Raw genomic sequence first — 18,694 nt, forward strand, 5'->3', positions numbered from 1 at the left:
ATCTACTTTATCTACTGCGCTATCGATGCTACCAGCTTTGTATCGGCCCAATGCCAGGCTTCATCCAGCTGCTGCTTTGTTTGCTGCGCTTTGGCCTTGTTGTTCGCACCCAGGTAAGCCTGATATAGCCCCGACAAAGCCCAGCCATTGTGCGGTAGCCGCTCTAAGTCCTGCTGATAGACCGCAATGGCCTCATCGTACTGCTTGTCAGCGAGCAGTACGGCGCCCAGCTGGTGCCGAACCGAGAAAAACCAATCGGGGGGCTCGTTGTATTTGAGCGCGTCTTCCAGCACCACGGCCTGACGGAGTACGGCAATACTTTGCGCGTGCTTGCCTTCCCCGTGCAAAATGGCGCCATCCAGCTCCCGTTGGGCAATGTCGGTGATGGCGCGCATGGAGTTGATGCCGAACAAAATACCCTTCAGAGTAGAATCCCGGCCTAGCACCCGCAGCTGTTCTAGCTCGCGGCGCGCATTCACGGTGTTCTTTTTGGCTACCCACGCCATGCCCCGGGCATAGTGCCGAATGGCTTGCGGGTACACCAGCGTGGTATCGAAGTTTTTCATGGCCAGCACCTCATCCCAGCGCCCAAACTTCACGGCCACATTGTACGGGATAGTATAGAAGTGTTGCAGCGAGGGACCCATCACTGGGTTTTTCATCAGAGGCTTACTTACATAGGCGGCTAGCTTGGCGGCTCCGCGCAGGGCCACTTTGCTGTTGCCTTCTAGCGTAGCGGTGGCCGTCAGGAAGTGATAGTTGTGCGGATGATATCCCAGTGGGTAAGCGCCTTGGGCATGGCAGGCAGCCGTATAGCTGCTATCCGCTTGCAATGCCTCCAGGTTAGCCAGCGTGCCTTGGTGGTAGGCGCCGGTTCGGATGTAGGTGTGCGAGGGCATATGCAGCAAATGCCCCGCGCCAGGTACCAAATGAGTCAGCAAATCGGCGCTTTTATTGGCCGCATCCGGATGGGTAGATGCCTCCGTAGCGTGAATGTAGAAATGGTTGGCGCCGGCATGGTTTGGATGCCCCTTGAGCACCTGCTTCAGAGTGCCCACAATTTTGGCCGTCCAAGGCTGGGGCTGACCGTTTTTCTGCCAGAGGTCCCACGGGTGCAGGTCCATCACGGCCTCGGCATACATCGCCCCAATATCCGGGTCATCGGGGTACTGCTGATACACCTTTTTGAGAGCCGCGGCGTAGGCCTGATCGTAGCCCGACCGATCAGCGACCGGGCCGGGCGGATAGCGCTTTGCCAGTGCCCTAATCAGCGCTTGCTCTTTCGGGCTGGCCGTTGCCGCCAGCCGTTGCGCCTTCTGCACCGCCTCATAGGCCCGCTTGAAATTATCGGGCTCCATGCCCGCGTTGTAATTCGGCCCCAGCACGTAGCTATAGCCCCAGTAGCCCATCGCACAAGTAGAATCCTGACGGGTGACTTCGTAAAATGAGCGGGCTGCCTCGGCGTGGTTGAAGCCGTAGGCGAGCATCAGGCCCTGATTGAAGTACTGAATGGCTTCCGGGTTTTTAGAGCTGATGGGAAACGTAATTCCCTCTAAACCTGGCAGGTGGGGGGCTTTTTTGCCCGATGCATACCAAGCCGTATCCACGACAACGGGCGGTGCGCACATCGTGACCGTAACGGGCTGCGAGGCTGGCGAAACCCGGCGCGCAGTCTGCTCTTTGGGAGTGCAGCCGGCTCCTATTCCCAACGCCACCAGCCCAACCCAAACGCTATATCTCAGCATACAATTACTTGTTGAAAATGAGACATGCCCGGAGGCTACACAGCTATTTGCGCCGCGGGGGCTTTTTCAAAATCCATCGAGGGCGCGTTCCCGAAGTCAGCGGATCAATCCATTTGTGATCAGCAGCGAATACCTGTTATTAAGGTACAAAACGTCGTAATTATCTGCAATAGAGCTCACTAAAAGGCAGTTGCGGCCTCTCCGGCAACTGGCAGGCAGGTGGTTACGTGCCTACTGTGGCGCTTGCAACTGCCCTAATTCTTCTCTAGCTTACTACTACGCCCACACGTTTTGCCCCCAGCCGCCGCGCCTTTGGTAAGCCTGGTCAGCGACCGCCGACTCGTAGCGGGCCTTCCTCTTCCCGCTTTTCTCCTGGCTATGATTGTTCGAGAAACGCCCCACAGCTTTACCTGCATTGCCCAGCACGAGCACGCGCATGTTTCCGGGGCGATGGCCGATCATTGGCGGGATGTGTATTTTGGCGATGCGGCGCGGCGGGCTGATGTGGTGCTGGCCGTGTATGAGCACGACCGAGGCTGGATTCCGCTGGATGCCGAACCGCTTTGGAACGAGCAGACGCAGGCGCCCCACTCCTTCCTCGACTTCCCGCCAGTGCCCCGCCTTCAGCACTACGAGCAGGGCATCACGGAGCTGGAAAACCGTGCGCCTTACGCGGGCCTGCTATCCAGCCTGCACTACACTGGCTTTCCTGAAATGGCCAAACTAGCCGCGGGTCGGCAGTTTCTGCAACGAGAGGAAAGCCGCCAGCAACGGCTCAGGCAGCAGTTGGGTCTCACAGCATCAGCACAGCCCACACTCGATTTTCATGTGCAGCTGCTTAAGTTTCTCGACCGCTTGTCGCTGTACCTATGCCTGAACGAGCCGGGTGCCACTAAAGAACAGGAACACTCATGGTACAAAGCCGGCATCCCCTTCTCCGATTATTTCGACTTCACTGGCCATCAGCTTATCCAAACCAAATGGACTTCTAAAAATGAGGTGCAGGTCGTGCCGTTTCCCTTTGATGAAGCCTTCTGCGTGACGCTGCCTTACAAAGAGCTGCGCAAAACCGAGTTGGCAACCGATGGCTTACTGGCCTGTTATCAGCGTGCTCTGGTTCAGAAATCCCAGGTTTGGATTACTGAATAAATATTTCCCGGACGCAGCGTGCTCGGGGGGCTTTTTTTGCTATTACGGTTGCCGGAATAGGATGACTCTATTTGCGAAAACACAATTCCCTGCTTACAATCCTAAGCTGAGTTTGATGAAGCAGAAAGAAGTGGCCTAAAGACCAAAATTCTACTCCCAAATACGGACACATTTACGCCGCAGTAAGCCACCTTTCTGAAATTACTTTGTCTGTTTATCAGTAACTTAAGGCTAAATCATTCATCCTAAACCCTCTTTCAATCATGAACGACCAAACCGCTTTAATTACCGGTGCCTCCAGCGGCATTGGTTTCGAGCTGGCCCGGTGCTTCGCACGCGACGATTACCGCGTCGTGCTAGTTGCCCGCCACCTCGACGAGCTAAAGGAGGCGGCCCGCCTGCTTCATCAAGAATTTGGAGGTGTTGATATTGTGCTCCTGCCCTTTGACCTGAGCCGACCTGAAACGCCTGAGCAGATTTATGAAGAAACGAACAAGCGTGGGCTGCAAATTGACGCCCTGGTGAACGATGCTGGCTTCGGCGAAACCGGCTACTTCACCGACACCGATATCGGCACTGAGCTGAACATGATTCAGGTAAATACGGCCTCGCTCGTGCACCTGACCAAGCTGTATCTGCGTGATATGGTGGAGCGCAATTACGGCCGCATTTTGCAGTTGGGCTCTATTGCTTCGTTCTCGCCCAGCCCTTGTCAAGCCGTGTACGCCGCCACAAAGGCCTTCGTACTCAGCTTCACCGAGGCCATACAGCACGAGCTGAAGCAGCAGAAATCAGCCGTCACAATGACGATTCTGTGCCCACCGCCCACCGATACCAACTTCTTCCACGTGGCCCACGCCGAGCATACCCGCGCCGCCAGCCACGCTGTTTCGGCCCGCGAGGTGGCCGAGGGCGGCTACGACGACATGATGGAAGGCGAAGCTCGCTCGCTGCCCACTGTCAGCGCCAAATTCAACTTTTTCTCCAGCCTAGTTCTCCCCGACTCTATGCTGGCCACCCTGATGAACACGCAGCTACAAAGTGCCAGACGCTAATCCGACCCTCCGCTGAGAACGCCTCCCAACCAATTCGGCCGGGGGGCGTTTTTATTTATATTCAAGGCTCCTACGAGCCTACCACCTTATCACATCTATTAGCCACTATTTGAGAAAAATGGATACGGATACCCCACGCGTTTTTTCCGCCGATACTGAGGAGGCTTTATGGCAGCAGGTGACTGCCGATATGCAGCAGCAAAACGATTTATTTGACTACGATGCTGAGCTGGTGCAGGCGGGCTACCACATGCGCATGGCCATCGAGATTGACTTGGGGGGCGGTTTTGAGGGCGGCTTCGAAACCACGGCTTTTACCGCTTTAGTCCCCAACCAAACACCTCTGCGCTTTTCTATGCACGAGCAGGACTGGGTGCATGAAATTGGCAAGCTGCTCGGCCTCACCGACATAGAGCTGGGCGACCCGGAACTAGACGCCACTTTTATCATCACCACCAACAGCGCCGAGATACTCCGCGACCTGCTGCTTTCCGACCCTGAGCTGCGCCAAACACTGCTGCGCCACTCCACGGCGCGCCTGGCTCTGGCTCCAACCTCCGAAAGCCCCGCCGCCGAAGTCTACCTAATGTTCACCAAAGACGCCGGTATCATAGACCCGGCCGAGCTACGCGAAGTGTATCACCTCATGATCACGCTGTTGCAGAAAATCATGTCTTTACCCATTCCCGCTCTCGACGCACCAGTGTCGTAAGCGCCGACTGTATTTCTAGCTTTTTTCTTCCTGTCGTCAAGAAGCTGGCTGGCTATGCTCTATCCTTATTTACTGTGGATTGAGCAAGTGTATAAAGCACTCACATTTATTGGCAAAAGTGGGGTGAAAGGATAATTTAGCAGTATACCCTCTCCGCTATGCTCTCTTTTCTTCCCACTTCTGTTGTTAACACCGTCGCTGCTGGTTTCAGCGTTTTGTTTGGGCTACATTCCTCAGTAGTCACACTGCCGCACGTTAGCCCCAGCGCTTCACTCAGCACATCTTCGCCCACAACTACTGCCCTGGCCACGCTGGCACCTGCGCCAACCTATACGGTCATCGACCTGATGCCGGACTTCTGGAAATTCTGGCAACAAGCCAAAGACAAAGACGAGCAAACCCAGGTGCAGCTATTCCGGCAGCTGGTCTCAAATCCTCATGCCGAGGTGTACAACAACAAGGTGTTGGGGGGCAGCTCCGACAAAACGTTTGACGATGATTTGCCGCAGCGCTACCCGAAAATAATGGCCCTAGTGCAGCCCAAAATGGCCATTGTGGAGCGCCTATCGAAGCAAATCGACAAAGACCTGCCGCGCTACGAGAGTCGCTTCCGCAAGACGTTTCCCGATCTAAACTATAGCGGCCGCATCTACTTCATGTTCTCGCTGGGGGCTTTTGATGGCGGCACGCGCACTATCGAAGGCAAGCAGGCGCTATTATTTGGCCTCGATATGATGGCCTACGTGTACGGTGACGAAGCCGATCCGGAGCCCTTCTTTGACCACGAGCTATTCCACGTGTATCACTCGCAGTTTATGGAAGAAGATGACCAGCTCATCGCGGCTTTGTGGCGGGAGGGGTTGGCTACTTACGTGGCCCATGCCCTAAACCCCAAGGCGGCGGGCGTCGGGTTGTTTGGGTTGCCGCGCAATACGCCCGAGCGCACCCAAGCTGATTTGCCCCGCTACGCCCGCGAATTGCACGCGGTTTTAAGCTCTACCTCCAGCGATGATTACGCCCGTTACTTTTTGGGTGGCCGCGACGAGCAAGCGCCTACTCCTGCTCGCTCCGGCTACTACCTCGGTTACCTCGTAGCCGAAAAGCTGGCCAAGAAGCATTCCTTGCCGGAGTTGGCCCATGCTACCTTAAGCAAGCTCCGTCCCGAAATAGAGCAGGCTCTAACTGAATTGGAAGCCCAGCCAGTGACAAAATAACCCTTCTCTAGGTAGCTGAGGGGGACAAATGTTAGCTAATTCCAAGTAGTAGGTTTGTGCTATGCCCATGTCTTGGTCAGCGGCCATAATTATTAACTACATGCGCCCCGCATTGATCGAATACGGTCAGCTTAATGCTGGGCTGTGAGGACATATTTGCCTATAATTCTATAAACTCATGAATCCATAATTAATAGATCAATTTCCATATATATCTCTCTTAATTTAATCAAATAATACTATTTGCAGGGGCATCGCTATTTATACCCAGCGAGCTATTATTTAACTTGTCTGCTCTTAATTAGCACCCTCATATTATTCTTAAGGACAATATTTGTTCGAAAAGGCTTTTCTTCTTTTTGATTTCTAAAAACCACCTTCTCCTATCCTCCGTGCAAAAACCATATAATATTCTCAGCCTATACATTGTCTTATCTTTCGCGGCCTGTAGCAAAGACAATGATGACAACCCCGTACCTACCAAATCGGAGCCGAAGCCGGACTTTACAGTAGGGTATTATTTCACTAATCAGGGGGATTCTAAAGTTGAGACGGTATGGCTCCAGACGAAGACTTTTTATCCTGGCAAAAATGCCTCGGAGAGTAATCGCCTACAGTTTTACGATAATACCTATCCTAATATTACCCCAACTCAGCAGATTGCGCACGTTTTTACCGAGCCCCATATGGACAAGAAGCTCTATCCGGGCTGTACTACCTATATGACGGTGGTTTTGCGCTTCCGCAACCGTGTGTATACTCCTTTCCCCGCTGCCGCTGTTCCCGCCGACGGGCACCGCTTCCGCGTCTTCGAGTTGCCCGCTGACACCGTAACCGCAGCAGCCAACTGTACGCGCAGTTTCAACTGGCCCTCCGACACGCTAAAATACCCCGAAGTGCGCTTTTATAACTAGCACCAGCGCTTTTCATTCCTGGCTGTTAACGGATTATAAAATCTCCGCAGGCGCTGCATTCAGTAGCTTCTGTAGCTGTTGCGCGTTCAGCACTCCGGCTCCGCCAATGCCGTTGTTGAAATAGATATAAGCCTCGCGTACTGTACGCTCAGCCTGAATTTCTTGGGCCACGCGCTGCAAAAACGCCTCATTGTACGGCGATGTGTACAGCACGGGCACGCCGTGAAAGCGGTAGTACACCTGTGGCGTGTTCACGATTACTTCATCAGGCAGGGCTGCCGGGTAGCTTTGCCCCACGAACGTAATGTTGCGCCGGCTCAGCTCTCGCAGGATTTCACCATCCCACCAGCTTGGGTGCCGAAACTCCACCACGTTGTGAAAGTCAGGATCGAGCTGTTCCAGCATACGACCCAACAGTTCCTCCGTGTAGGCGGCTTTGGGGGGCAATTGGAATAGAATCGGGCCCAGCTTTTCGCCCAGTCCCTCGCGCACAGTGCCGTAGAAGTCGGCTAGCACGGGCGCGGCTTCCGCATTGAACTTCTTGTAATGGGTGACGATGCGGGGGGCTTTTACGGCAAACCGAAAATCGGCAGGACTTTGCGCAAACCAAGTTTCGAAGACCTTCAGCTCCGGCATGCGGTAGAAAGTCACGTTTACCTCCAGCGTATTGAACTGGTAATACGCAAACCACTTGCGCGGCGGCAGGCCTTCGGGATATAGTACGCCTTTCCAGTCGCGGTAGGAAAAGCCAGAGCAGCCGATGTAGTATGCGGACATCACGGTCGGAGTAGATAGCTTGGCTTCTACGCGACTTTTGCCTGCTGGTGTCGTAATTGCCTAATTTGCAGCGTGTGGGGGGCTTTTTTTAGCACCTGTGGCGCCTCAACGCCCCGCTATCACTATCAGCCAGTAGAGGAAATATACCAGCGGAATCATCATCATATACACCCACCAAGTTGGGTGCGTGAGCCGGTATTTCCAGCTTTTGTGGTCTTGTTCGTGCGTATTCATGCTCGTAGCTACCGTTGGATACTGCTGTCCTGACGAAATATGTCGCCTGCTTCGCACTGCCACCGCCGGCTCTACGCGTGCTCACAACAGCTCTTCATGGAGCAGAAGTAAACACGCAGTGTGTGCGCGTCGCAAGCTCTTCAATTGCTGCACCCGCCGCGCTTCGGCCAGTGCCTTGCTACTCCCGAACCGGTGGCTTTTGTTAGCCCCGTTTCAGACCCATGCGCTCCACTGTTTCGCCCTCAAAATCGAACTGAATGAGTATCGCGGGCTCCTCGCCTACTACCCAGCCGTCGTGGCCCGGCGCAATGGCCACCACTTGGGGGGCAACATATTCTTCCATCTCCCCATCCCGGTACTGAATAGCCAATCTCCCCGCCGCCAAGAAACCAACGTGCGCATGCTCACATAGCTCCGTCCCAATCACGGGCTTCACATCCTTCGACCACCGAAAACCAACCGGGTACACCAGTCGCTTCACGCGGGAGTTGCCGGTACGTACTACATCAACTTGCACGCCGCCAATTTCGTGGCGCTCAGCATTTTTCAGGGGACCTAATAGTGTGTCAGTAGTCGTCATCGGTGCAGAGTGAAAACACGGGAGTTGAAACGCGAGAGCCTAGTTAAATATAGCAAATTCTCGGCATAGCCTGTTGCTAGCTGGCTGTGTTGCGTCCACATATTTTCATGTTCTGGTCAGGCCTTGCGGTACTTGCTCCACAGCACGTATGTGGGGGGCTTTTTTCCTCCCGATTATCCCCTTTTCAGTAACCCTTGGGGAACTGCTTTACTGCTCCTGAAAATGGTACAGAAAGGTAATTATGCCGGTGTAGGCAGGCTTTTTCGAGTCCAGAATTTCCAGCGTTACTTGTAGGCGGGCTTTGGCAATACCGCGCAGGTTTGCTACCGAAAGCAGCGTAGCCCGCAAGCGCACCTGGCTGTTCACGGTCACAGCCTGGTTGAAGCGCAGCTGCTCAATTTCGTAGTTGACTTGCATTTTTAGATTCTCGATATTCGCAATCTGCTGCCACAGATACGGTAGCAGCGCCACGGTGAGGTAGCCGTGCGCGATAGTGGCCTTAAACGGTGACTCCGCCAGCGCCCGCTCCGGGTCCACGTGAATCCACTGGTGATCGAGGGTAGCGGCGGCAAACTGGTTGATCTGCTCTTGGGTAACGGTATGGTAGGCCGACACGCCCATTTCCTGTCCTACGAGGCTTTCTAATTCGGCTAAGCTGGAAATCGTACGCATGATTATGGGCTAATTACGAGGAAGTAATAAAGCCCAAACATACATGTTGGCAGTTGGTATTCGCGGAAAATGAATGCGTCTGTCGGCCTAATGATCAGCCTTCAGGTGCCGAACTCCCTCATTCTAAAAGAAACTTCACAGCCTTGGATAGCTCGAACCCGAAACTTGCAATGGTCGTCATTCACGGCAATCGTCTGCAATAACCCAACGAATACTCCTTAAAGTAGCTGCACCCGGAAGGGAATTTTAAGATGAGGCAGCACTAGATTAAATCTTACGAATAGCTCATTTTAAGCGAGTTAGTCATGATTTAAACAAAAAACTATTCGTTTACTTTGAAATACAAAGTTCTTTTATATCCTTTGTCCCGTTACTTATTCATATTACTCAAAAGCAGTACTGTCATGACACTCACCAAAAGCATTTCTCTCGTTGCGCTGGTTACCGGGCTCCTCTTGCTCATCCCCCTGACGGCTAAGCTAACGATGGCTAATATGCTCTGGACCGCGGAGGATTTTGTGGCCGCCGGCATCATGCTCTTCGGCGCGGGTCTCACGTTCGTCCTGATTGCGCGACTGGGGAACAATAACACCTACCGGTTGGCCGCCGCCGCCGCAGTAGGCGCCGGGCTCCTACTCGTGTGGGCCCAGCTGGCGGTGGGCCTCGTGGGGAGCGAAGACAACCCCGTCAATCTGCTGTTTGGTGCGGTGCTGGCCGTCGCCTTTATCGGGTCTATAGCCGCGCGCTTCCAGCCACGCGGTATGGCCAACGCCATGTTCGCGGCCTCGCTGACCTATGTGGTGGTCACCCTGCTGGCGCTGTTTGTATGGCCGCCCTCCCCTGACACCGCCGAGCCTCAGGTACGCCTAGCGAATGTGCTAGCCGCCAATGGAATATTTGCCGCCATTTGGGCATTTTCGGGTTGGATGTTTCTCCGCGCCAGCGCCTCCAGCTCGAATCAAAACCGACAGTTGGCGTAGTGGTGTAAAACAGGAAGCTGCACCCAATAGTAGCTTGACGATGTAATGGCTGATGATTTTATACACTATAGAATTACGTTCTTAGAATTGATAGACAAGTAATTATTAACAGCGCATCGCTACCTAGAAACAGCAACGCCCCGCAACTCTACAGGTTCCGGGGCGTTGCTGTTTGCTACAACCGGTAATGCGCTACACCCTCGCGTCAGTTGTAAGCACAGCTTTACCGTAGTAAGGATCAAGTATGCAGCGTTGGCGAAATCGCTATAACTTGCTGGCAAGCTGGACAGCGCAACAACGCATCATATCCGAAAACGAAAATCAAGGAACGAACACATAGAATATGGCTTCAGGTTTTTTTGCGCTACTAGATGATATTTCCGCGTTGGTGAAGGTAAGCGCCGCTAGTTTAGATGATGTGCCTGCCCAGGTAGCCAAAACCACCGGCAAAGTCTCAGGCATCGTCATTGACGATACGGCGGTTACACCCAAGTACGTCGTGGGCCTCGACCCATCCCGTGAGCTTTCAATTATCTTCCGGATAGCGAAAAAGTCACTGATCAATAAGTTATTGATTCTAAGTCCGGCGGCCTTGCTGCTGGGGTATTTCGCGCCCTGGGCCATTACGCCCATCCTAATGTTAGGGGGGGCTTATTTGTGCTTCGAAGGCTATGAAAAGGTGCACGCCATGTTTAGCAAGCACCCCGACGTGCCGGCCGACAGTGAGCAGCTAAAACAAATTACGCCGGAGGAGCTGGAACAGGAACGGGTGGCCGGTGCCGTGCGCACCGATATTATCCTGTCGGCCGAAATCATGGCCATTGCTTATAGTCAGGTAACCGACCAGCCGGTAGTCAATCAGATTGCCGTAATGGCCGCCGTAGCCGTTTTCATCACTCTAGCGGTATATGGCTTTGTGGGCCTGATCGTGAAAGCCGATGATTTCGGGGTGCACCTGGCCCAGGACAAATTCCACCCCGCTACCCAAAAATTGGGGCGTGGCATCGTGAAATTTATGCCGCACTTCCTGAGTATCTTAAGCTACGTGGGCACTGCCGCCATGCTGTGGGTTGGGGCCGAAATCATCGCCCACGGCATTCCATTTACCGCTCATTTACTGCACAATCTGGAAGAGGCGTTAGCTCATATCCCCATTGTGGCCTGGCTTGCCAAAGCGTTATCCTGTGCTATTGGCGGGTTACTGATTGGTTTTGTGGTTGAGAAAATAGTGCATTTGGGCAAGAAGGTATTCGGTAAGAAAAAAGAAGCCGTAGTATAACCTACCCGGTGAAAGCATAACTCCCCACCCCATAACTTGTCACGAGCTACAAGCTCGCGCCAGTTAGGAAAAGGCCCCCCAGCAAAACAATCCTGCCAGGCTGGTTGTCTTGGAATGCGTCGTTTTAATCAATAAGCGGCCCACGTACTACTTCTGCTTATGAACATTGGAATCATCGGCGCCGGCCACATCGGCAGCGCCCTGGCCGTGCGGCTCACCAGCCTCGGCCACTCGGTATACATTGCCAACTCCCGTGGCCCTGAAACGCTGACGGACTTAGCTGAAAAAACTGGTGCTATCCCCGTCACGGCCCAAGAAGCGGCCCGCCACGGCGAAATCATTGTGGTAACCATTCCACTGAAAAAAATCCCTGACCTACCCAAAGACCTGTTCGAGGGCGTGCCCGCCAGCGTGCCGGTCATTGACACCAGCAATTACTACCCCTTGCTGCGCGACGGCCAAATTGCGGAGTTGGAGAGCGGCGACCTGACCGAGAGCGAATGGGTGCAGCAGCACCTGGGCCGCCCGGTGCTGAAGGTGTTCAACAACATCTTCGCCGCAAACCTCGAAAACAACGGTCAGCCTGCTGGCACGCCCGGCCGCATCGCGCTAGCGGTAGCCGGCGACGATGCCGCCGCCAAGCAAAAGGTAATGGCCTTGGTCGATGAATTGGGTTTCGACGCCGTGGACGGCGGCAGCCTGCACGAGTCGTGGCGGCAGCAGCCGGGCTCGCCGCTATACTGCACCGATTTGCCGGCTGCCGAAGTGCAGCAGCATTTAGCTAGCCTAGGCACCACGCGCACGGCCGAGCAGCACGCCCAATTCGCGGCCAACCAAGCGGCGTCAGAGAAACAGTTGGAGGCGCAAGGCGTCCGGCTGTAAGAGCCGCCAGCTAAATCCACTTTGGCCACCCAACCGCTAGCCGGTTGCCTCAAGCCCCACGGAACTAGTTCCGTGGGGCTTGTTCTGTAAAGGGGCGTTGCCAAGTGCCGTTTCGAGCGCTGCGTAACCGGAGCCAGCGCTTCAGCCTAGCATCAGTAGTTCGGAAAATATCCTGGGGCCTCTGATGACAAAGCAGCCTTCCCGTCCCCGTGTTGCCCGCTACAGTAGCCTCTAAGAAACGCAGCAACTAACAGGCTCAACAACACGCTACAACCCGTAGTGCAGCAAATTCGGATTGCGTAAGATTCCGATTATATGGCTATTCACGAGCTGCCAGTTCGAGCCAGTTTAGGGTTCCCTGCAAGCTAAAAAAGCCCCCCAGCACCCGCTACACCTGCGGCTAAAGGTGCTCGAAGAAAATAGAAGTGCTGGCGCGAGTTTAGCGCAGCGTAACTCGTGACAGTCTTTGTCGGGAGGCTGCGCCTCCCAACGTTTGCGCCGCTTGCAGCCCCGTTGGTTCTTGTGTAGCTTGTCGCTTTCGCGCCAGTGGAGGTACAACCTCCACCACATGATTGGTCACGAGCTACAAGCTCGCGCCAGTTGGGCGCATCATATATAAACTAGGTAACATATTTTACTTAGTTATTGAGCTTATAATTATGATTATTAACCTTCCTAATAGCACCGAATTTAATAATCTCGCTGCAAACTGTCTTGTGCAAGCATTCGACATAGTTTTTAAGACGGATAAAGACATTTTCGATTTTGGTAAAGAAGCTATAAAGGAGGATGTATGGAAATATTCGCAGGGAAAACTAAACACTTCAGTGGTACTTATTCATCAAGCTATTGAATCATTTATGAAGGCTAGTATTTGCCAAACTAGTCCCCTATTGCTACTGGAAGGTCGACGAAAAGATTGGCCAGTTTTACCGAATCAAGAGGATAAAGATTTTAATGAATTTTACACTACCCCTGCTGAAGCGTTACTAAGAACTTACGCTGCTACTACCCAAAATTCATTAACGTCTGAAATTGTTGTGCTCATTGAGTCTGTGCGGACTCTGCGTAATCAAATTGTGCATGGTGTATCTCGAACAGGGCTGACAACTCAAAGATTAGTTAATGACATATTAGATACGTTCTTATTCTTTTCAGGCAAAAACGCTTGGTGGGATGCACTATTGAACGAGTTTGTTAACCATCCATTAGTTGACTATTATGGCTTTGGGATGGAAATGGCAAATTTAGCTGAACGTCTCGACTACGTTGAAGCTTTAGTAGGAAAGGCAAAATTCGCAAAGCAATTTAATCAGAATACCCGCACAAGAAGATATATATGTCCATTTTGCAAAGTGCAGTGGATGCGAGAAATTGATGATAATGACTATCCTTATAAATGGGCATTTCTTGAAAAAACGATTTAATTAAAACTTATGTTTATTGCCTCAGCTGTCAGGTAGAGTCTTTAGTATCAAGAGAACCTTGTTATTATACTGACTGTAAAGGCAGTGTTCAATTTTATGGTAATATTGAAAGCGAGATTTTTTGCTTAACATGTGGCAGACAACAGTATGAAGGGACGGAAGAAGAAGATATGATTAAGGTAAAAGCTGAAGAAACTAAATATTTTCAACCACCTATCTGGAATTTTCAAATAGAGAAGCGAGTATTAATTGAAAATAAAACTTCATTATTTATAAGAAGATTAAATAATGAATAATTAGTAGTACCCTGATTATCGTCTATTTCTTGTTATTAACTGTTAATATGATAAGCTAATTAGTTAAAATCTTATTGAGATGCGACAATATTTCCTGATCACAACATAAAAACGGCTTAATAGCAGCCAAAAAGTCAGTAAAAGCTCTTCTGCACCCCGTTTGCTAAGCCTCTCGTAGAACTTCTTACTCCGAAGCACCTACTAAAGCCCTAGCAGCCATGAACTTTAATAATTATACGATCAAGGCACAGGAGGCCGTGCAGAAGGCCACTGAAATTGCCGGGGGCAATCAGCAGCAGGCCATCGAGACGGGCCACTTGCTGAAGGGCCTTTTCCAGAGCGACGAGAACGTATTGTCGTTTCTGGCCAAGAAGCTGGGTGTGAACCTGAATATCCTCACGCCTCGCCTCGATGCACTTGTAGCTGCTTACCCGAAAGTAAGCGGCGGCTCACCGTATTTATCGAATGACGCTAACGCGGCTTTGCAGCGGGCTACTGGCTTCCTCAAGGAGTTTGAGGATGAGTATGTGTCGGTGGAACACTTGCTGCTGGGGCTGCTGGGGGGCAAAGATGCCGTAGCTACCTTGATGAAGGATGCCGGCTTCAATGAAAAAGACCTGAAAGCGGCCATCAAGGAGCTGCGCGGGGGCCGCAAAGTAACCAGCCAAACCGCCGAGGACCAGTACCAGAGCCTCAACCGCTACTCCCGCAACCTGAACGAGCAGGTGCGCACCGGCAAGATGGACCCCGTAATCGGCCGCGACGAGGAAATCCGGCGGGTGCTCCAGATTCTGTCGCGCCGCACCAAGAACAACCCCGTGTTGCTGGGTGAGCCCGGCGTGGGTAAAACTGCCATTGTGGAGGGCCTGGCCCAGCGCATTGTGGCCGGCGACGTGCCCGAGAACCTCAAGGACAAAATCATCATGTCCTTGGATATGGGCTTGCTCATTGCGGGGGCCAAATACAAGGGTGAGTTTGAGGAGCGCCTCAAGTCCGTCATCAAAGAAGTAACCGACTCCGAAGGCCAGATCATCCTGTTCATCGATGAGATGCACACGCTGATTGGGGCCGGCGCGGGCGGCGAAGGCGCCATGGACGCGGCCAACCTGCTCAAGCCAGCTTTGGCGCGGGGCGAGTTGCACTCCATTGGTGCTACCACGCTCAAGGAGTATCAGAAATACATTGAGAAGGATAAGGCGCTGGAGCGTCGTTTCCAGGCGGTGATGGTGGATGAGCCCAGCATTGAGGATGCCATCAGCATCATGCGCGGTATCAAGGAGAAGTACGAGCTGCACCACGGTGTGCGCATCACCGACGATGCCGTAATTGCCGCCGTAGAGCTGAGCAGCCGCTACATCACCGACCGTTTCCTGCCCGACAAAGCCATCGACCTGATGGACGAAGCCGCCGCCAAGCTGCGCATCGAGCTGAACTCTATGCCCGTGGAACTGGACGAAGTGCAGCGCCGCATTATGCAGCTGGAAATTGAGCGCGAAGCCATTCGTCGGGAAGAAAACGTCGACCGGGAGAATGTGCTTAACAAAGAGTTGAGCGAGCTAACCGCCAAGCGTGACTCCTTGAAAGCGCAGTGGGAAAACGAGAAATCGGTGCTCACGAACATTCAGGAGCAGAAGGAAGCCATCGAGCGCTTCAAGGTGGAAGCTGAGCAAGCCGAGCGCCAGGGCGACTATGGTCGCGTGGCAGAGCTGCGCTACGGCAAGATTCAGGAAGCCGAAGCTAAGCTCAAAACCTTGCAGGATGAAGCCAACGCCAATAAAGACGGCGGCTCCATGCTCCAGGAAGTGGTGACCCACGAAGACATTGCCGAAGTAGTAGCCAAGTGGACCGGTATTCCGGTGAGCAAGATGCTGCAATCGGACCGCGAGAAGCTGCTGAACCTGGAGCAAGAGTTGGGCAAACGCGTAGCTGGCCAATCAGAAGCTATTGAAGCTATTTCAGATGCTGTGCGCCGTTCGCGCGCTGGCTTGCAAGACCCCAAGCGGCCGATTGGTTCGTTTATCTTCCTGGGTACAACTGGCGTGGGTAAAACCGAGCTGGCGAAGGCTCTGGCCGAGTACTTGTTCAATGATGAGAACAGCATGGTGCGCATCGATATGAGTGAGTATCAGGAGCGTCATGCTGTGTCGCGCCTCATCGGGGCCCCTCCCGGCTACGTGGGCTACGACGAAGGTGGTCAGCTAACAGAAGCCGTGCGCCGCAAGCCCTACTCCGTGATTTTGCTCGACGAGATTGAGAAAGCGCATGCTGATGTGTTCAACATCTTGCTGCAAGTGCTGGATGATGGTCGCCTGACCGACAATAAAGGCCGGGTGGCGAACTTCAAGAATACCATCATCATCATGACCTCCAACACGGGCGCCGACATCATTCAGCGCAACTTCAAGGAGCTGAACGAATACAACCACGACGAAGTGGTAGACCGCACCCGCGAGGAGGTAATCGAACGCCTGCGCCAGCACATGCGCCCCGAGTTCCTGAACCGCATCGACGAAATTGTGATGTTCCAGCCGCTGAAGCGCAAGGAAATTCGCCGCATCGTGGACATCCAGTTCCGCCAGATTCAACAGCGCCTGGAAGAAGCCGGCATCCGTCTGGAAGCCACCGACGAGGTGCTCAACTACCTCGGCGAGCAAGGCTTCGATCCGCAGTTTGGTGCTCGCCCTTTAAAGCGGGTATTGCAACGCTTGGTGCTGAATGAGTTGTCGAAAGACATTCTGTCGGGCCGCGTGAGCAAAGACGCGGTGGTGGAAGCTGTGCTGGAAAACGACCAGATTCGCTTTGTGAATGTGGACGTGGAAATTCCGGGCGTGTAAGCGCGCTCCGGTTCATAATCTGAACCAAAAAAGCCCCCAGCATTATGCTGGGGGCTTTTTTGGTTCAGTGTGGATGGCATCTATCTCAATTTGGTCGTGATTTGGGCTGTGCAAAAAACGTTGGATTCAGTCTTCTCTGGATTTTGTATGGCAGCTTATGCGTCGTTCTGAAGTCAGCAATAACTCTTCTTTCACGCCCACCTCTGTAAGAGACAATTTTACGAATCCCAACTGCCGCAATGGGAGCAGCGATAATACCAAAAAGCACCGCATGATCACCAAAGCTCAACCTCCACCAAGAATTCTGATTTTGCTCAGATTCAGTTGCCAATTTAGCAGCAAGCAGATCACCGCCAATAGCACCGCCAGTTAATACAATACCACCCGAACGGCGCGACTCAAACAGGTTATGAATAGCTCGAACAGTATCGTCGGCGGTAAACTGTCTTGGGTCTACAGATGAAGGAATATTCGCAGAATCACCCAGCACAACTTGAGCATTTGCGACTCCATTGCATACCAGAAAAAAAAGTAAAGTCAGGCACCTAGCGCTGAGCCATGGCCCTATGACTAACAATGCTCGGGATACGGATCGAGTTATCATGTGTATCTCACTAAATCAATGTACCACATCAAAATAACATTTTATATTTATATAATAATATATAACAAGGTAAGGGCGTATCCTTATTTGCTCGTTCCCTTTAATTAAAAGTATAAAAACACCTACCTGAATTGATTGAAGCAAGGCTTATCTTGAAATGTATATAATCTTGCCCTCGGCAGTCTGGAATCTGTTGGAGACCGTATAGTCAGTGTATTGATTTATTGACTTTTAACCACCTATTTCTATGCTTCACTCTTTCTCTTTTAGGCAGGCAAGAACAGCTGCGCTGCCGCGCTTTATTCGTCTGGCTGCTGTAGCCGTGGTCCTGACTAGTATGCTGCCAAGCTGCGTCAAGGATGATGGTACCATCCCTAACCCTTTTAACCCCGCCAAAGTCACTGTTGCAGAGCCTCGGGTGCATCCGGAAGGCGTGCAGTTTGATGAGCTAAAACAGCGCTATTTGGTCAGTTCCCGCACCCAGGGGCGCATTGGCGCAGTGAAGGACAATGGCACCTATAGCACATTTGCGGATGACCCACGCCTGATATCAACTATTGGCTTAAACCTCGATTTGCCCCGCCGCCGTCTGCTTGCGGCCGTATCGGATGGTGGTGGAAATACCAGCCGCTCCACGCCAGCGACCCTACGCCAGCTAGCTGGGCTAGCCATTTTTGACACTGATAATGGCCGCCTCACCAACTACATAAACCTAGGGGCGCTGCGCCCCGGTCAGCAGCACTTCGCCAACGATATAGCCATTGACTTATAGGGCAATGCGTATGTAACGGATAGCTTCTCCCCCATTATCTACAAAGTAGATCTGCAAGGCAACGCCTCCGTATTCCTGGAAAATCAGCAGCTCAGCGGCGGCACCGGGTTCGGATTGAATGGCATTGTGTTTCATCCTGGAGAAGGCGGCTTTTTGATCGTAGCCAAAGCCAATGATGGCACTTTATTTAAAGTACCTATCAGCAATCCGCAAAGCTTCACTACTGTCAGTAAAACCCAGAGTCTGGTAGGTGCCGATGGCTTGCTGCTCCTCACGCCCGAAACGCTGCTGGTAGTGTCGGGCAGTCAACAGACCGTTTTCCGGATGAACACCACCGACACCTGGGCCTCGGCCCGCGCTACCAGCAGCTTTGCCACGGGCGCTGTTGGCCCCACTACCATCACCCGCCGCAGTCTCACCGACGCCTATGTGCTGTATCCGTACACCGCTACATCACCATTTTTTGAGATTGTGAAGGCTACTTTTCAATAGGTAAGGCCAAATACAAGAACTCTAAATTATAATCATTGAAAAAAGCCTCCCAGAGCAACTCTGAGAGGCTTTTTTC

At 52.7% G+C, this 18,694-nt stretch carries 19 protein-coding genes; 12 read left to right on the plus strand and 7 right to left on the minus strand.

What is annotated here, in order from left to right:
- Positions 1–11 precede the first annotated feature (11 nt).
- Positions 12–1,745 (minus strand): tetratricopeptide repeat protein, encoded by a 1,734-nt coding sequence (locus EPD59_RS18210; protein ID WP_240731488.1) that lies wholly within the window; start codon positions 1,743–1,745, stop codon positions 12–14.
- 378 nt (positions 1,746–2,123) lie between these two features.
- Here EPD59_RS18210 and EPD59_RS18215 point away from each other — a divergent pair, with 378 nt between their 5' ends.
- From EPD59_RS18215 to EPD59_RS18235, 5 genes are all read left to right on the plus strand, one after another.
- Positions 2,124–2,894 carry a DUF3891 family protein gene (locus tag EPD59_RS18215; RefSeq protein WP_133274032.1) on the plus strand — a complete coding sequence of 257 codons (771 nt, stop codon included), beginning with the start codon at positions 2,124–2,126 and terminating at the stop codon, positions 2,892–2,894.
- Between the two features lie 263 nt (positions 2,895–3,157).
- Positions 3,158–3,949 carry an SDR family NAD(P)-dependent oxidoreductase gene (locus EPD59_RS18220; protein ID WP_133274033.1) on the plus strand — a complete coding sequence of 264 codons (792 nt, stop codon included), beginning with the start codon at positions 3,158–3,160 and terminating at the stop codon, positions 3,947–3,949.
- A 118-nt stretch (positions 3,950–4,067) separates the two neighbouring features.
- Complete coding sequence (locus EPD59_RS18225) at positions 4,068–4,661, plus strand: hypothetical protein (protein WP_133274034.1); 594 nt, start codon at positions 4,068–4,070, stop codon at positions 4,659–4,661.
- Between the two features lie 158 nt (positions 4,662–4,819).
- Entirely contained in the window at positions 4,820–5,875 is a 1,056-nt protein-coding gene (locus tag EPD59_RS18230) for a DUF2268 domain-containing putative Zn-dependent protease (protein ID WP_133274035.1), read from the plus strand.
- Positions 5,876–6,267: 392 nt separating this feature from the next.
- Positions 6,268–6,789: a hypothetical protein gene (locus EPD59_RS18235; RefSeq protein WP_133274036.1), complete on the plus strand. Its 522-nt coding sequence runs from the start codon at positions 6,268–6,270 to the stop codon at positions 6,787–6,789.
- Between the two features lie 33 nt (positions 6,790–6,822).
- Here EPD59_RS18235 and EPD59_RS18240 read toward each other — a convergent pair whose 3' ends face one another.
- From EPD59_RS18240 to EPD59_RS18250, 4 genes are all read right to left on the minus strand, one after another.
- The gene (locus EPD59_RS18240) at positions 6,823–7,566 is read right to left on the minus strand and encodes a DUF72 domain-containing protein (RefSeq protein ID WP_133274037.1); all 744 of its coding nucleotides are present in this window, start codon (positions 7,564–7,566) and stop codon (positions 6,823–6,825) included.
- Between the two features lie 105 nt (positions 7,567–7,671).
- Positions 7,672–7,800 carry a hypothetical protein gene (locus EPD59_RS23330; protein ID WP_262712911.1) on the minus strand — a complete coding sequence of 43 codons (129 nt, stop codon included), beginning with the start codon at positions 7,798–7,800 and terminating at the stop codon, positions 7,672–7,674.
- Positions 7,801–8,002: 202 nt separating this feature from the next.
- Complete coding sequence (locus EPD59_RS18245; protein ID WP_133274038.1) at positions 8,003–8,380, minus strand: cupin domain-containing protein; 378 nt, start codon at positions 8,378–8,380, stop codon at positions 8,003–8,005.
- Positions 8,381–8,587: 207 nt separating this feature from the next.
- Entirely contained in the window at positions 8,588–9,052 is a 465-nt protein-coding gene (locus EPD59_RS18250; protein WP_133274039.1) for a MaoC family dehydratase, read from the minus strand.
- Positions 9,053–9,456: 404 nt separating this feature from the next.
- On the opposite strand from EPD59_RS18250, the gene EPD59_RS18255 reads away from it, so the two are divergent.
- From EPD59_RS18255 to clpB, 5 genes are all read left to right on the plus strand, one after another.
- Entirely contained in the window at positions 9,457–10,032 is a 576-nt protein-coding gene (locus tag EPD59_RS18255) for a hypothetical protein (RefSeq protein WP_133274040.1), read from the plus strand.
- A 343-nt stretch (positions 10,033–10,375) separates the two neighbouring features.
- Positions 10,376–11,311: a DUF808 domain-containing protein gene (locus EPD59_RS18260; RefSeq protein WP_133274041.1), complete on the plus strand. Its 936-nt coding sequence runs from the start codon at positions 10,376–10,378 to the stop codon at positions 11,309–11,311.
- A gap of 159 nt (positions 11,312–11,470) precedes the next feature.
- A complete protein-coding gene (locus EPD59_RS18265) occupies positions 11,471–12,193 on the plus strand; it encodes an NADPH-dependent F420 reductase (RefSeq protein ID WP_133274042.1) in 723 nt (240 codons plus the stop codon).
- Between the two features lie 659 nt (positions 12,194–12,852).
- Positions 12,853–13,620: a hypothetical protein gene (locus EPD59_RS18270; RefSeq protein WP_133274043.1), complete on the plus strand. Its 768-nt coding sequence runs from the start codon at positions 12,853–12,855 to the stop codon at positions 13,618–13,620.
- A gap of 514 nt (positions 13,621–14,134) precedes the next feature.
- Positions 14,135–16,750 carry an ATP-dependent chaperone ClpB gene (gene clpB, locus EPD59_RS18275; protein WP_133274044.1) on the plus strand — a complete coding sequence of 872 codons (2,616 nt, stop codon included), beginning with the start codon at positions 14,135–14,137 and terminating at the stop codon, positions 16,748–16,750.
- 85 nt (positions 16,751–16,835) lie between these two features.
- Here clpB and EPD59_RS18280 read toward each other — a convergent pair whose 3' ends face one another.
- On the minus strand, positions 16,836–17,240 hold the full coding sequence (locus tag EPD59_RS18280) for a hypothetical protein (RefSeq protein ID WP_133274045.1): 405 nt from the start codon (positions 17,238–17,240) through the stop codon (positions 16,836–16,838).
- Between the two features lie 361 nt (positions 17,241–17,601).
- On the opposite strand from EPD59_RS18280, the gene EPD59_RS18285 reads away from it, so the two are divergent.
- Positions 17,602–18,126, plus strand: a complete 525-nt coding sequence (locus EPD59_RS18285) for a hypothetical protein (RefSeq protein ID WP_133274046.1) — start codon at positions 17,602–17,604, stop codon at positions 18,124–18,126.
- Here EPD59_RS18285 and EPD59_RS21695 read toward each other — a convergent pair.
- Positions 18,121–18,261: a hypothetical protein gene (locus EPD59_RS21695; RefSeq protein ID WP_165963656.1), complete on the minus strand. Its 141-nt coding sequence runs from the start codon at positions 18,259–18,261 to the stop codon at positions 18,121–18,123. The genes EPD59_RS18285 and EPD59_RS21695 overlap by 6 nt on opposite strands.
- Between EPD59_RS21695 and EPD59_RS18290 the strand changes: the two genes are divergently transcribed.
- Entirely contained in the window at positions 18,253–18,618 is a 366-nt protein-coding gene (locus EPD59_RS18290; protein ID WP_133274047.1) for a hypothetical protein, read from the plus strand. The genes EPD59_RS21695 and EPD59_RS18290 overlap by 9 nt on opposite strands.
- Positions 18,619–18,694: the final 76 nt, after the last annotated feature.

The organism is Hymenobacter radiodurans, from assembly GCF_004355185.1.
Lineage (GTDB): Bacteria > Bacteroidota > Bacteroidia > Cytophagales > Hymenobacteraceae > Hymenobacter > Hymenobacter radiodurans.

Bases quoted from the DNA above. Each gene is read 5' to 3' on its own strand.
- EPD59_RS18210 (WP_240731488.1), bottom strand. From the start codon at position 1,745: ATGCTGAGATATAGCGTTTGGGTTGGGCTGGTGGCGTTGGGAATAGGA.
- EPD59_RS18215 (WP_133274032.1), top strand. From the start codon at position 2,124: ATGATTGTTCGAGAAACGCCCCACAGCTTTACCTGCATTGCCCAGCAC.
- EPD59_RS18220 (WP_133274033.1), top strand. From the start codon at position 3,158: ATGAACGACCAAACCGCTTTAATTACCGGTGCCTCCAGCGGCATTGGT.
- EPD59_RS18225 (WP_133274034.1), top strand. From the start codon at position 4,068: ATGGATACGGATACCCCACGCGTTTTTTCCGCCGATACTGAGGAGGCT.
- EPD59_RS18230 (WP_133274035.1), top strand. From the start codon at position 4,820: ATGCTCTCTTTTCTTCCCACTTCTGTTGTTAACACCGTCGCTGCTGGT.
- EPD59_RS18240 (WP_133274037.1), bottom strand. From the start codon at position 7,566: ATGTCCGCATACTACATCGGCTGCTCTGGCTTTTCCTACCGCGACTGG.
- EPD59_RS23330 (WP_262712911.1), bottom strand. From the start codon at position 7,800: ATGAATACGCACGAACAAGACCACAAAAGCTGGAAATACCGGCTCACG.
- EPD59_RS18245 (WP_133274038.1), bottom strand. From the start codon at position 8,380: ATGACGACTACTGACACACTATTAGGTCCCCTGAAAAATGCTGAGCGC.
- EPD59_RS18250 (WP_133274039.1), bottom strand. From the start codon at position 9,052: ATGCGTACGATTTCCAGCTTAGCCGAATTAGAAAGCCTCGTAGGACAG.
- EPD59_RS18255 (WP_133274040.1), top strand. From the start codon at position 9,457: ATGACACTCACCAAAAGCATTTCTCTCGTTGCGCTGGTTACCGGGCTC.
- EPD59_RS18260 (WP_133274041.1), top strand. From the start codon at position 10,376: ATGGCTTCAGGTTTTTTTGCGCTACTAGATGATATTTCCGCGTTGGTG.
- EPD59_RS18265 (WP_133274042.1), top strand. From the start codon at position 11,471: ATGAACATTGGAATCATCGGCGCCGGCCACATCGGCAGCGCCCTGGCC.
- EPD59_RS18270 (WP_133274043.1), top strand. From the start codon at position 12,853: ATGATTATTAACCTTCCTAATAGCACCGAATTTAATAATCTCGCTGCA.
- clpB (WP_133274044.1), top strand. From the start codon at position 14,135: ATGAACTTTAATAATTATACGATCAAGGCACAGGAGGCCGTGCAGAAG.
- EPD59_RS18285 (WP_133274046.1), top strand. From the start codon at position 17,602: ATGCTTCACTCTTTCTCTTTTAGGCAGGCAAGAACAGCTGCGCTGCCG.
- EPD59_RS21695 (WP_165963656.1), bottom strand. From the start codon at position 18,261: ATGAAACACAATGCCATTCAATCCGAACCCGGTGCCGCCGCTGAGCTG.